The sequence below is a fragment of the Streptomyces sp. MST-110588 genome, assembly GCF_022695595.1.
In the GTDB taxonomy this organism is placed as follows: Bacteria; Actinomycetota; Actinomycetes; order Streptomycetales; family Streptomycetaceae; genus Streptomyces.
This window is the reverse complement of the sequence record NZ_CP074380.1, coordinates 5,787,938-5,800,046: the sequence shown is the minus strand read 5'-3', so window position 1 is coordinate 5,800,046 and position 12,109 is coordinate 5,787,938. Positions and strand designations below refer to the sequence as shown.

Here is a 12,109-nt window from a genome sequence, read left to right as displayed (position 1 = left end):
GCTCAGACAGGCACGATCAGGCGTGGCAGCCCTCGTTCCGCCGTATAGTCGAGTGTTTGCCATGTCCCGGAAGACGTCCGGCCGGCGAGCGGAAAACCGATCGTGAGGTCACTGCGGTCGACCATCCACCGGTTCCGCGCGTGAAAAGCGGCCGTACGAAGAGGCGACGCGCCCAACTCGACGACCGACGACACCCGGTCCCGGACACGTGAGATCGCCTCTCGCGCGTCGGCCGGCTGTTCCCGGGCCGTACCCGGCACGACGACGGTAAGGGAGGACCCCGTATTTCCCGCCAGCCAAAGAAGAGCCAGGCTGTCGATTCCGAGTGCCCCACCGACGTAAAAATGTGTCCCGCCGGTGGCGAACGGCGCGAGGTAACCGGCGAACAGGCCGTCGAACCACTCCACGCTCCGGTGGCTCGTCTCCCTCGTCCCGGTGATCGTCACCCTCCGAGCCGTGATCAAGTCCGTGTCACAGCTCGTCATATCCCACACCGGCGCCCCTTCGGCTGAGATCGGTACATGGACACCAGTGAACAGGACGATGTCCGCGTCGCGGACCGGGAATACCGCCTCGGCCCGCCAGGCGGTGACGCACACGGCACGGTGGCTCACGCTTCCGATGGAGCCACCCGCGGCAGCACACATACGACGGTCCCGCGGCAAGCACCGCTCGCGTTCGTCTACGACCGCAACGCCACGCGGTCCCACCGCCTGCTCGACATGCGCCTCGACGGCTGCCGGAACTACGCGGCGGAACAGGGCTGGGAGGTCGCCGGACGGTGGTTCGACCGCGGCGACGACGCCATCGGTGACGTACGCCCGCAGTTCACCGCGCTCCTCGCCGCCATGAGCGACGCCGTCCGGGACCGCGAGGTGATCTGTCTGGTGCACTCCTGGGGCCGTTTCTCCCACGACGCGACGGCACGCACCACCTACGAACAGCGGGTCGCGCGGACCGGCGGGCACACCGAGACGACGTTCGGAGAGTCCGACGCGTACGTCCGCGAAGCACTCGCCGGACGGTGGCGCACCTGACCGCCGCCCCGTCCGGCGTCGGGGCCGCTCACGCCGGTGATCGCTCGCGCGGGTGATCGCCGCTCACGCCGGTGACCACGGCTCACGCGGGCGGTCGTGGCTCACGCGGGCGGTCCGGCGGCCCGGGCCGGGACGTCGCGTCGCCGGCGTGCGGCCCCGGTGGTGCCGGGTGGGCACGGAGCCGGGCCCGGCAGGCGTCGGCGATGGCGGGGGCGACGGTGGGCATGGTCGCTCTCCAGGCGACGTTGACGTTCACCTCGCACACCGTGAATGCCCCGTCGGGTTCGAAGAGCAGGTCGACGCCGGACACCACCATGCCCAGGGCCCGGGCGGCGCGCTCGGCCAGGCGTTCGGCGGCGGGGTGGAGTCCGGGGCAGAGGGTGGCGGTGCCGCCGCGGGCGAGGTTGGAGGTGATGCCGCCGTCGCTCGCCGCGCGGACCTGGGCGGTGACCGCGCGGCCGTCCACCACGATCACCCGCAGGTCACGGCCGTGCGAGTGGCGTACGTAGTGCTGGAAGGCGTACGGCACCCGCTGATCGAGGCTGCCGGCGACTTCCCGCAGCAGCGCCGTGTCCTCGGCCAGGAACACCTGTTGCCCGCGGTGCCCGCGTACCGCCTTGACCACGCACGGGCCCCGCACCGCGTCCAGAACCCGGTCCAGGGGCCCGTGGGCGTACGTCAGGGTGTCCGGCACCGGCAGCCCGGCCAGGGCCAGGGCCAGGGTCTGGAGCTGCCAGAACTTGTTCACACACGCCAGGACGGCATCGATCGGATTGAGCAGGACGGTGCCCATTCCTTCCAGGTGCCGCAGCAGCGTGATTTCCCGGTCGGTGGACAGCAGCGGCGTCGACATCCGCGCGTAGGCGACCTCCGGGGCCGGTACGCACCGCCCGGACGCCGCGTCCCGCACCTCCAGCCGCCCGCCGCGTACGCCCAGAAGAAGATCCTCGGTGTGCACGACGCGGAAGCGGTCGGCGAACCGCTGGCGAGGACGGTCGCCAGTTCGCCGTTGACCCGTGTGTGGTCCAGGCCCGGCCCCAGCACCAGCCACACTTCACCGTCGGACACGCACCGGCCGCCGTCAGCCTGAGAGGAAGCACTCATTTCCTCATCATCACCGCCGGTGCCCGGCACCGCGTCCACTGTCGCCCGGTACGGCGCGGGCGCGTGTCACCCGGTATGGCGCGACCGGCCGCACAGCGGTCTGCGCGACGCACCTCGCGAGGTGGTCGATGCCCCCGCACACGTAAGTGCAAGCCGGAGTACGAGCCGAAGTACGAGCTCAGGACGTCGTTGACTGCTGGCGTCCGCGAGACGGAGGTCTCTCCCGTACGCTCGTGTCCGCCCAGGCGCGGAACAGCGTAAGAGCCTCGGTCAAATTGCCGGGCCCACACGCGGCATGAAACGTGCTGTCGGACGTCCAGGCCGTCACCCAGTCGCGCTCACCGCGAGTGACCTGCTGCCGGGAGTACGCGCGATCCGCCAGGTCCGTACCCTCGAGATTGATTGCGACGGTCCAGCCCGGGTTGTCCAGCGTCCCGATCGTCACACCCCATTCGTGCTCCCAGTCGCCGTCGCACTGTGCGGCGTACCAGCTCTGCAACCAGTCGAGGACGTACTCGGGTTTGGACATGGAGGCAGATGTTATGCGCACCGGGCCTGGACCGGCCAACCCGGCGGACCGCCCGGACCAGGCACCGGCCAACGGCGAAGCCCGCCCGCAGTTCACCGCTCACCTCACCTCGCCTCACCTCGCCTCACCTCGCCTCACAGTGGTTCTTCCACGTCCGCGTATCGTCCAGGCTGAACTCTGCCTGGTACATAAAGCCTGGTACATGAAGCCTGGTACATGAACTCGGGGAGAAGGGAAAGTGCTGAACGAGACGGTCATCCGGAGCGACGACGTGCCGGCGGGGGACCGGCTGGCCTACTGGGCGGAGTCCGTGGGCCAGACGCACGCTCCGGTGCGCATGCGAAGCGAGCACGCCGATGACTTCCACGCCCGGATGCGCGTACTGGATCTGGGGGCGGTCTCGGTGTGGCCGCAGACGTTCCAGCAGTTGGTCATCCAGCGCACCCCGGAGCTGATCCGCCGGTCCGACCCGGAGCTGTACCACGTCTCGCTCATCCGCAAGGGGACGGGCGTGGGCACCTGGGACGACCACGAGACCGTCTACCAGCCCTGTGATCTGCATGTCAACGACTCCTCGATGCCCTGGGAGATCCGCACCGGCACGGCCCCCGTGACCACTGTGGGCCTGGAACTCCCCAAGGCGCTCCTGCCGTTGCCCTGCAAGGCGACCGGCCGGACGCTGCCACGGCGCATCCCGGCCCGGTCGGGTATCGGCGCGCTGCTGTCCCAGTTCCTCCTCCAGGTGGTCAAGGACGCCGACTCCTACCAGCCCGACGACGGGCCGAGGCTGGGCAGAGTCGCCGCCGAACTGGTCGCCGCCCTGCTCGCGCACGCCATCGAGGACGAGTCCCTGGTCCCGCCCGACCCCCGTAAGCGCACCCTCGTACTGCGCATCAAGCACCACATCCAGCAGCACCTGCACGACCCGCGGCTCACCCCCACCACCGTGGCTGCCGCACACCACCTGTCCGTCAGCTACCTGCACCGTCTCTTCGAGGGCGAGGAAGCCACCGTCGCGGCCTGGATCCGCCTGCGGCGCCTGGAAGCCGCCCGCCGGGAACTCGCCGACCCGGCGCTGCGCGCCCTGCCCATCCACCGCATCGCCACCCGGTGGGGCTTCCCCCGTGCGGCCGACTTCAGCAGAGCCTTCCGCACCGCCTACGGCCTCGCGCCGCGGGACTTCCGGCAGCAGGCGGGCTCCCCCGGCGAGTGGACGGACAGCTAACGAAGCTGTGGACGCCGTGCTATCGCGGGCGCGCCGCGCCGGGGCAACACTGACTGGGCGCGCGACCAGTGAATCCAATGGATTCGATGGGTTCGATGGATTCAATGGGTTCGATGGGGAGGAGAGCCATGAGCGATACACGAGCGGTTGTCGACGAGTTCTACCGGCGCCTGGCCGAGGGAGCCCTGGAGTCTTTGCCGGAGCTGTTCGCGGAAGAGATCGACTGGGACATCTACGGTTCCGAAGAGGTGCCGTGGGTCGGCAGACGCTCCACACGCGAGGAAGTGAAGGAATTCTTCACCACACTTCCCAGGCACCTGCAGATGCAGACCTTCTCCATCGAGCGGGTGCTGGTGGACGGCGAGGACGCGGTGGTCTTTGCCCACATGCGGCAGATCGTCCAAGCGACCGGAAAGCCCTTCGAATCCCCCTGCGCGTTCCGCTTCACCGTCGTGGACGGAAAGATCAGCCGTTACCTCACCTACGAGGACAGCCTCGCCCTGGCCCGCGCCTTCACACACCGGTAAGCACCCCTGGATCAGCGCGCGACCGGACCACCGAACGACCACACACGACCCGGCCCGACCCGGCCCACCGGCCGCACCAACAATGCCAGGAGAGTACGCGGACATGGCGCTCACACATTTCGGCTTCCTCTACACGGCGACCGGCAGCCCGGCGGGAGGGCATGTCAGCGTCGTGGACACCGGGAAGTGCCGTTGCGTATTCGTCGGCGTGGAGAATCCCGAGGAGGGCATCGAGATCGCACGTCGTCTGGTGGACGAGGGCGTACAGCTCATCGAACTGTGCGGAGGTTTTGGACCTGTGTGGGCCGGCCGCATCGTTGAGGCCATCGATGGCGCGGTTCCCGTGGGCGCCGTCGGCTACGGCCCCGAAGCCGTCCACCAAGTAGCCGCGATCTTCTCCTGAGCCGGTCGCCGCTCGCGCTCGCCGCTCGCCACCCTGCGGGCCTTTCACCCGCCCCCCGAACGCCCCACGAACGCCACCCACCGCTCCACCCCGCCCTGCCACGCCAACGCCCTGTCCTGCCCTGCCATGAGAGCCCAGCGCGCGGCAATCCGACGAGCAGGCGAGAAGAAACCGGCCGCCCCGACCGCGGCACACCGCACACCCGGCGGCACCCGCGACCGGCTACGGGGGCCGGTCAGCGCCGCGCCTCGCCCTGGGCGACCTCGACCTCGTGATGGACGGCGAGCGCGCCGGTCGTCACGGCGCCGGCGGAGGCGGTGACGCATACGGCGAGCAGCAGCCCGGCGCCGACGGCGGCGGCACGGCGTCCGCGGCGGGGCGGCGCGAGGAGCGCCGCGACCCGCTGCGGCACCGGCCCGGTCGTCGCCGCCGGGGCGAGGGGCGGGCGCCGGGTGGCCGTCGTGGAGCGGCCCGCGAGGGCTGCGCGGCCGATGGCCCGGGCCGTCAGGCGCCGGTCGCCGACGGCGGCGGCAGCGGACTCGTCGGCGACGCGTTCCACGGCGAGCCGGATGGCGGCACGAGCGGGCCGCAGGGCGGGGTGGCAGTGCGCGGCGAGTTCGGCCACGGCCAGGAAGTAGTGGTGACGGCCCGCGTTGTGCGCCCGTTCATGGGCGAAGAGGGCCTCGCGCTCCCCGGGGCCGAGGCTGCGCAGCATCGCGGTGGTGACGACGATGCGGTTCGGCTTGCCCGGCAGGGCGTACGCGTCCGGGTACGGCGACTCCAGCACGCACAGGTCGCCGGCGGCGGGCCGGCGGTCGGCCGCGCTGCGGGCGGTGCGCAGGTGCCGGGACTGGCGCAGTGCCCAGCGGGCGATCGTCCAGGCGGTGACGGTCAGGGCGCCCACGGCAGCCGCCGCGGCGGGCACCACGATGTAGTCCGACGGCGTCCGCAGGGGGTGCACGAGGTGGTCGAGTTCCGCGAAGAGGGGCAGCTTGAGCAGCCCCGTCAGCAGGAAGCCGCCGAGCGCGGCCAGGGAACAGCCCGTGAGGGCGGCTGCGCCGACGGTCAGTACCCATAGCGCCGGCACGGGGGCGAGGTGGGCGAGGACGCGGCGGGCCAGCGGGGCCACCGCGAAAGGCAGGAGGAGGGGCACCAGGAGGAGCGGGACGAGGAGCGCCGTGGCCATGATCACTGGTTGCCGCCCGTGCCCGCGCCCGCGCCGCCGTCCAGCAGGTCGCGCAGGACACGTTCGTCCTCCGCGCTGAGCTGGGCGACGAAGCGGGCGAGGACCGTTTCCCGGTCGGCGTCCGTGTCGAGTTCGCTGTGCATGCGGCGCGCGGTCAGCCCCGGGGCGTCCTGGGCGGGTACGTAGGCGTAACCGCGCCCCTGGCGTTCCCGGGTGACCATCCCCTTCTCGTACAAGCGGGTCAGGATCGTGGTGACGGTCGTACGCGCCAGGTCGGCGCCCAGGCTGCGCTGCACCTGCCCCGGCGTCTGCGGAGCTCCGGCCGCCCAGAGCGCGGCCATGATGCTCGCTTCCAGTCCGCCCGCCGGTCGGCGCTCGTCCTTGGCCTCTCGCATGGGACGCTCCTCACCCCGCGATCGTCTACAGTACTGTAGACCGTCTACTCGCTTGTAGTCAGTCAGGGGCCCGCCTCGGCCGCGCCCGCCGTCCATTATGAAAGGGGCCGCGACCATGACCCCACCCCTGCCCGTCACCGGGCCGCCACCGCTCACGGCGCACCTCCTCGGCGCGACACACGAGGAGGCAGCACGACGATGAACCTCGCGTACCACACCGCAACGGTCGACGGCTCCGCGCTCAACGGCTCCACGCTCAACGTTTCCCCGGTCAACAGCTCCACAGTCGCCACTTCCCCGGTCAACGGGATCAACGGATCCTCGGTCGACGGCTCCGCGTACACCGCCGTCGTGAACCTGGCCCACCGCACCCCCGGCTGGCTCGACAGCGCGATCTCCACCTGGTCGGCGTACGGTCTCGTGCTGTTCGCCGCCTTGATGGCCGTGGCCTGGTGGCGGGCACGGCGCGCGGGCACCCCGGCGGTCGTGACGGCGCTGGCGACACCGGTGATCGTCCTCGCGGCGTACGCCGTCAACGACGGCCTCAAGCTCCTCGTACGCGAGGACCGCCCCTGCCGAAGTCTGCACGTCATCACACTGGAAACCTGCCCGGCACCCGGCGACTGGTCCTTCCCCAGCAACCACGCGGCCCTCGCCGCGTCAACCGCGGTGGCGCTGCTGTTCGTCGCGCGCGGCCTCGGCACGCTCACGCTGGCCGCCGCACTCGCCATGGCCGCGTCCCGGGTATGGGTAGGCGTTCACTACCCACATGACGTCGCGGCCGGCTTCGTCGTCGGCGCGGTAGTGGCGCTGCTCCTGACCCTCCTGGTACGCACCCGCGCGACCGGCGTGTCGGAACACCTGCTGACCACCCGCCTCAAGCGCCTGATCGCCACAACCACACCATGACCCACGAGAGCCACGTCACACCCCGAAAGAAACCCACGCCGCGGAACCGACCGGCATCGAACACGCTCATCACGTCCCGCGGACCGGCGCGCCGCAGGGTCCGGACGTACTCGACGACCGGCCGGGTGATGTCACGGTACGGGGAGCCCAGCGCGGTGTTGGCGCCCATGATGCCCAGCGTGGCGGCAGCGTTCTTCGGCTTGGGTTTACGGTACGCCGGTACGCCGTTGGAGATGCCTCCACGCCGGTCAGTGCCGTGCAGCCGCTGGAAAAGGCCCGCAGACACAGCATGACCAGCGCGAAGCCTGCCAGATTCGCACTCGCGGGAGCCGGCTCGATGCCGTATCCGAGGCAGTGCAGGTGGATTGGTCAGCCGATGGGGTTGACGAAAGTGGCCGGGTGGGTGGCGCTCCTCTGGTCGACGAGCGGGCCCCAGGGCCACTTCAAGGTCAGCGAAGTGGTCTCGTTGGGCGGGGTGACAACCGCGTAGGCGGGCTGGTAGAAGCCCTCCTCGTTCCCCTTGGTCAGGGCGAGGTTGATGGTGAAGTCCGTGGAGTCGCCGGGGTTCAGGGTGATCGAGCCGTGCCGGGCCGAGGAACGGGCCAGCGACCAGCGCTGCCCCCCGTTCTCCGAGGTGAGGTCCACACCCGCAAACCCGCCGATCGTGCAGGCACGGCTCCCCTTGTTCGTCAGCACGATGCTGGTGGTCGTCGCCCTGGACGCATGCGGATCCGGGACGGCATCCCCGCCGGTGGCGAAGACCGCCTTCAAACCCGAGGTGTGACAACGCTGGATCCCCGAACCCGCCTTGCCACCGCCGCCTCGAGCAGCATGCGACCGGGCCGACGGCTGGCCCGCGCCCCCCGACTTGGCCCCGGAATCCGCCTGCGCACCGGAACCCGGCACGGCTGCGGACGATCCCGCACCGTCGGAGTCCGCGGCAGTCGGGCCCGACTCCGTCCGTCCCGCGGCCTTCGTGCCGCCGGCCTCCGCGCCGGAACAGGCGGTCAGGGCCAGACCGGCGGCGGCGGTCAACGCCGCGGCGGCAACACGCAGCGTACGGCGGCGGGCAGCGCGAACGGTGGTGCTGGAGCTCATCTCAGATCCCCCGGAACAGTCGGTGACGTGATTTCCTCAGTACGTCACCCACCCTCCCCCAATCCACTGACGCGCCACTGCCGCTCCGCTAACGCCTGACTAACGCCCCCCACAGCCCAACACTGTCGTCCTTGCGGCAGTACCACGGAGGGGACTGGCATGAGCGCAAAAAGACGGTGCTCCGGTCAGCCCGGCCGAGCTGAGACAGCGCGTCCGGAGGGCGGAAGCTCTTCAAGCAAACCCGAGAGCTGGCCGCGGCCTCGGCTCCCGCATCTGCTGGCGCATTTGGCGCGCGCAACTCAGTGAACAACACGGACAAAAGAGCGATGATGCCCCGTACTAATCCTGCAATCAGCGCGCGAACCGCCTCGACAGCATCTGTACGAGCAAAGGATGCAGTCCGAAATTGCTGGCCGCCCCGGGGGCGATGCCGCTCCTCAAATCTTCATCATGGCCGAGACGTTGCTGTCCGATCCCTGCATTGACGGTGACGGGGCCCGCCCACCATTCTGCTCGACAGGCCCCGTTCCGGGCGGATACGCAAGGTTGGGTTCCTGCCACGCGTCACCCGCCGCCAGCCGTTCCATACGGCGGTCGTGGCAGTGGCGCCGGAGTACCTCCACATGTCCGACCAGCGGGGTGCACAGCCCCGCGGTATCCGGATCATGCAGGAGGAGATGTCATCGACCAGCGTCTGGTCGATGACAGTCCTCGGCTGTGTCGCCATGGTGTGCGAGGCGTTTGGGACTGTCCGCAGCAAGCGCGGTGCCTGACGGAGTCCCGTCACCCAGGTGCCCCACCCTTGATCGGCGCCAACGTCAGCAACCCGCACCCGTAGGCCTTTGCCGGGCCGATGCCGTTCAGCAAGTGGTGAGTCAATGCCTCGGCGTCGGTGACCTGGAGGCGGCCCTCGTAGGTGACGCTGTTGATGACGACCCGTGGTCCTCGGCCGTTCTTTGCGAAGGTGCGCCGATGGCGGGCTGTGATGCGTACCTCGCGGGGAGTCGGGTCAGTCCGGTCGGGGGAAGAACGAGTGGCTGTGCGGCTCAACGCGTCGGAGGCGGGAGCGCATTCGGCGCTCAAGCCGGCCGCCGGGGGGTCCGTGCGGGACGCCGGTACGGCGAAGCCCCAGCGTTCGGTTCGTTGGAGGAACCAGCGGAGTTGTTCGGCGGCCGTGCGGTGAGCCATCCGGAAGCCGCGTCGGCGGGCGGGGTCCTGTTCCGCGGCGATGCGCTTGCGCTGTGCGGCGGTGGGAGAGACGGGTGACGGCGAGTTCTGTACGGGGTTGGCCGTGAGGCGGAAGCAGAACTCGCGGCCCGGCGCGATGAGGCCGAGCAGGGGAGCGTAATCACGTACCAGGGCGTGTTGCCCTTCCGCGTCCGGCCAGCCCGCCCGCTCCACGATGTGCGACCAGTCGGGGCGGGAGCGGGTGAGGACGATCAGGTGCGGGCGGTGCGGGTCGTCGGAATCCATCCTCCACAGTGGCCGCTCGTCGCTCGCCGAACCCGGTAGGCCTCCCGTGACGGCTCCGTGCACGGCGCGTGGGCTCTCCAGGTAGCGCCGGCTCTCGGCGCGTAGCGGATTGATGCGGATACGGGACAGGTACGGCATGCGCTCACCGGCCCAGGAGTTCGAAGGGGTCGTGTATGTCCTGGTCCGCCTCGATTTCCGTGGCGGCGTCGGGGTCGGAGAAGCCGGTGTGTACACGCAGCCATTCCTGGCGTACCCGGCGTCCCAGGAACGCGCGGTCGTGCGGATCGAAGGTGAGCGGTACGTCCTGCAGCACGTCATCACCGTCAGCGTGCTCCAGCGTCACCGAGCACGGCACCGTCGCGGGGCGGAAGGGACCGTCGAGGCCGCGTCGGCGCCCCAGCTTGCGGGCGTAGCTGTTCTTCGCCCGCTCCGACGCCTGCCAGGGCAATCCGCGCAGCACGCTCTCCAGGTCTCCGTTCTCGATGCCGAGGACGAGGGGCTGGGTGGGCGGGCACGATCGGCGGCCGAGGGCGAGAAAGAAGTGCGGTGCCCGGAGAGCCGCGACGAGCCGGTTCAGTAGCTCGGGCGGGCCTTCCAGGGCCGCGACGAACAGTGCGTCCTGGAGGTAGTAGCGCGATGTGACGTGGGTGTACTTGGCGGGTGCGGTGGGCTTCTGGACGCCCTTGGCCGAAACACCGGCCTGGGGCAACGGATGGCCACGGAAGTCGCTGACGGCGTGGTAATCCCGCAGCAGGGTGCCCGGGACATCGGCCCGCACCCCCATGCGCAGGGCGAGCAGCTCGTCCAGTGGCGCTCCACGGGGAAGGCCCAAAGCCGCCGCGAGGAGCCCGGTGACGCCGGACTTGGTGGGTTCGGGCCTGGTGTCCCGTACGTTGAAGGCCCCTTGAGCGCCCCAGGACTGGAGGGGCGCGGCCAGCCGCAGCACCAGGACGGCACGGTCGCCGGGCCCCGCGCGGTCCGGCACGTCCGATGCGGCGGGACTCATCGACCCGCCTCGGCGATCGCGCTGGACAGGTACTCGTCCAGGCCGTTGAGCAGTTCCGGGAAGGTGACAGCAGGTCCGAACGCCTCTTCCAGGCACTGCGCCGTCTCGTCCCGGAAAGCGTGACAGACCGCGCTGAAGGCAGGCGCCTCGCCCCACCCGTCGACGGCGGTGCGGTGCTCTTCGGCAAGACATCGGGCCGATTCCGCGGCGATTCCGGCGGAGGGGGCGACGGGTTTCTCGTACGCGGTGACGAGGTTGACCGGCTGGTCGGACCGTACGACGACCGACACCAGGCTGGGCAGCGTCTGGTGTGCGAAGGAGTTGCGGTATCCGCTGGGCACGGAGCGGGCGAAGGAGGTGAGGAACTTGCGGGTCCCGTCGACGGCGGCGGCGTCGTTACCGAGATTCTCACGGAGTTGCTGGAGACTCACGGTGGCGTACCGGTAAAGCGTCGCGGAGTTGAAGCCGATGCTGCCGATCATTCCGGCTCCGGTTTCCCGTTCTTCCTCGACAAGGTCGTCGACGGCGGTGAAGTAGTCGAACTCCAGGGATACGGCATGGGTGGAGAGGGCGTGGGCGACCTGGACCGCGGCGTCGACACGCAGCGCGGCGATGTCGGCCACCATGCGGCCGAAGAGTGCCACGTCCAGGGGGTGTCCGGTGCTGAACTGTTCCTCCACCGCTAATTGTTCGACCTCTGCCTGCAAATCCTTGTCGTCGAGGGCGGCGAGTTCTGCGGCACGATCACCCACAAGGCCGACGACGTTGTCGAGCTGACGGCGTCCGTAGAAGAGCAGGTAGGCGGTGTCGCCCCTCTTCCGGCCCGCGCTGATCTTCAGTGGCGCCAGCAAGGCGTCCGCCAGCCTGCTCGCGGGTTCCTCCTCCAGTCCGGTACGTGTCCTCAGAGCGCAGGTCAGATCGCTCGCGACCCGGCGCGTGCGGGTCGCGAGGTCATCCGCGGGCATGTACTCGGTGAAGTGCATCCGGGTGGCGCGCTTCCACGCTTGCGAGGAGACCCGCGAACGGCGCGTGCCCCCGTAGTAGGCCTCCTTGGGGTTGCCCTGGTCATCACGGTTGAGATTGGCCGGAGGCACGGTCTGCAGGATGTGTACGTCGACGTACAGGCGGGGCGGGAGAAGCGTCACAGGTGCTCCGGTCGGGTCGGACGGTCGGGGTGGGGGTGGCAGGGTGCTGGGGTGATGGGGTGGTGAGGCAAC

The 12,109-nt window shown here is 70.0% G+C and carries 14 protein-coding genes; 5 read left to right on the top strand and 9 right to left on the bottom strand.

Annotation, left to right across the window (positions count from 1 at the left end):
* Window positions 1-2: 2 nt before the first annotated feature.
* Window positions 3-485, bottom strand: coding sequence for a DNA-processing protein DprA (locus KGS77_RS25365; RefSeq protein ID WP_242585284.1), 483 nt, complete (start codon window positions 483-485; stop codon window positions 3-5).
* Between the two features lie 36 nt (window positions 486-521).
* Here KGS77_RS25365 and KGS77_RS25360 point away from each other — a divergent pair, with 36 nt between their 5' ends.
* Window positions 522-1,037 carry a recombinase family protein gene (locus KGS77_RS25360; RefSeq protein WP_242585282.1) on the top strand — a complete coding sequence of 172 codons (516 nt, stop codon included), beginning with the start codon at window positions 522-524 and terminating at the stop codon, window positions 1,035-1,037.
* A gap of 82 nt (window positions 1,038-1,119) precedes the next feature.
* On the opposite strand, the gene KGS77_RS25355 is transcribed toward KGS77_RS25360, so the two are convergent.
* Together KGS77_RS25355 and KGS77_RS25350 are read right to left on the bottom strand one after the other, a co-directional pair.
* Window positions 1,120-1,995: a RimK family alpha-L-glutamate ligase gene (locus tag KGS77_RS25355; protein ID WP_242585280.1), complete on the bottom strand. Its 876-nt coding sequence runs from the start codon at window positions 1,993-1,995 to the stop codon at window positions 1,120-1,122.
* A 324-nt stretch (window positions 1,996-2,319) separates the two neighbouring features.
* A complete protein-coding gene (locus KGS77_RS25350; protein ID WP_242585278.1) occupies window positions 2,320-2,670 on the bottom strand; it encodes an immunity 53 family protein in 351 nt (116 codons plus the stop codon).
* Between the two features lie 238 nt (window positions 2,671-2,908).
* Between KGS77_RS25350 and KGS77_RS25345 the strand changes: the two genes are divergently transcribed.
* The 3 genes from KGS77_RS25345 to KGS77_RS25335 all read left to right on the top strand — a co-directional run bounded on the left by KGS77_RS25345 (window position 2,909) and on the right by KGS77_RS25335 (window position 4,825).
* Window positions 2,909-3,895 carry a helix-turn-helix domain-containing protein gene (locus tag KGS77_RS25345; RefSeq protein WP_242585276.1) on the top strand — a complete coding sequence of 329 codons (987 nt, stop codon included), beginning with the start codon at window positions 2,909-2,911 and terminating at the stop codon, window positions 3,893-3,895.
* Between the two features lie 128 nt (window positions 3,896-4,023).
* The gene (locus KGS77_RS25340) at window positions 4,024-4,422 is read left to right on the top strand and encodes a nuclear transport factor 2 family protein (protein ID WP_242585274.1); all 399 of its coding nucleotides are present in this window, start codon (window positions 4,024-4,026) and stop codon (window positions 4,420-4,422) included.
* Between the two features lie 103 nt (window positions 4,423-4,525).
* A complete protein-coding gene (locus tag KGS77_RS25335; protein WP_242585272.1) occupies window positions 4,526-4,825 on the top strand; it encodes a DUF6506 family protein in 300 nt (99 codons plus the stop codon).
* Window positions 4,826-5,060: 235 nt separating this feature from the next.
* Here the strand turns inward: KGS77_RS25335 and KGS77_RS25330 are convergent, their stop codons facing one another.
* Together KGS77_RS25330 and KGS77_RS25325 are read right to left on the bottom strand one after the other, a co-directional pair.
* The gene (locus tag KGS77_RS25330; protein ID WP_242585270.1) at window positions 5,061-6,011 is read right to left on the bottom strand and encodes a M56 family metallopeptidase; all 951 of its coding nucleotides are present in this window, start codon (window positions 6,009-6,011) and stop codon (window positions 5,061-5,063) included.
* 2 nt (window positions 6,012-6,013) lie between these two features.
* A complete protein-coding gene (locus tag KGS77_RS25325) occupies window positions 6,014-6,406 on the bottom strand; it encodes a BlaI/MecI/CopY family transcriptional regulator (protein WP_242585268.1) in 393 nt (130 codons plus the stop codon).
* A 198-nt stretch (window positions 6,407-6,604) separates the two neighbouring features.
* Between KGS77_RS25325 and KGS77_RS25320 the strand changes: the two genes are divergently transcribed.
* Complete coding sequence (locus tag KGS77_RS25320; RefSeq protein ID WP_242585267.1) at window positions 6,605-7,315, top strand: phosphatase PAP2 family protein; 711 nt, start codon at window positions 6,605-6,607, stop codon at window positions 7,313-7,315.
* Window positions 7,316-7,684: 369 nt separating this feature from the next.
* On the opposite strand, the gene KGS77_RS25315 is transcribed toward KGS77_RS25320, so the two are convergent.
* The 4 genes from KGS77_RS25315 to cas7e all read right to left on the bottom strand — a co-directional run bounded on the left by KGS77_RS25315 (window position 7,685) and on the right by cas7e (window position 12,037).
* Window positions 7,685-8,413 carry a DUF4232 domain-containing protein gene (locus tag KGS77_RS25315; RefSeq protein WP_242585265.1) on the bottom strand — a complete coding sequence of 243 codons (729 nt, stop codon included), beginning with the start codon at window positions 8,411-8,413 and terminating at the stop codon, window positions 7,685-7,687.
* A gap of 783 nt (window positions 8,414-9,196) precedes the next feature.
* Window positions 9,197-10,024 (bottom strand): type I-E CRISPR-associated protein Cas6/Cse3/CasE, encoded by an 828-nt coding sequence (gene cas6e, locus KGS77_RS25310; RefSeq protein ID WP_242585263.1) that lies wholly within the window; start codon window positions 10,022-10,024, stop codon window positions 9,197-9,199.
* A 4-nt stretch (window positions 10,025-10,028) separates the two neighbouring features.
* Window positions 10,029-10,892, bottom strand: coding sequence for a type I-E CRISPR-associated protein Cas5/CasD (cas5e, locus tag KGS77_RS25305; RefSeq protein WP_242585261.1), 864 nt, complete (start codon window positions 10,890-10,892; stop codon window positions 10,029-10,031).
* On the bottom strand, window positions 10,889-12,037 hold the full coding sequence (gene cas7e / locus KGS77_RS25300) for a type I-E CRISPR-associated protein Cas7/Cse4/CasC (RefSeq protein ID WP_242585260.1): 1,149 nt from the start codon (window positions 12,035-12,037) through the stop codon (window positions 10,889-10,891). Before cas7e ends, cas5e begins: the two co-directional genes overlap by 4 nt.
* Between the last annotated feature and the right edge of the window lie 72 nt (window positions 12,038-12,109).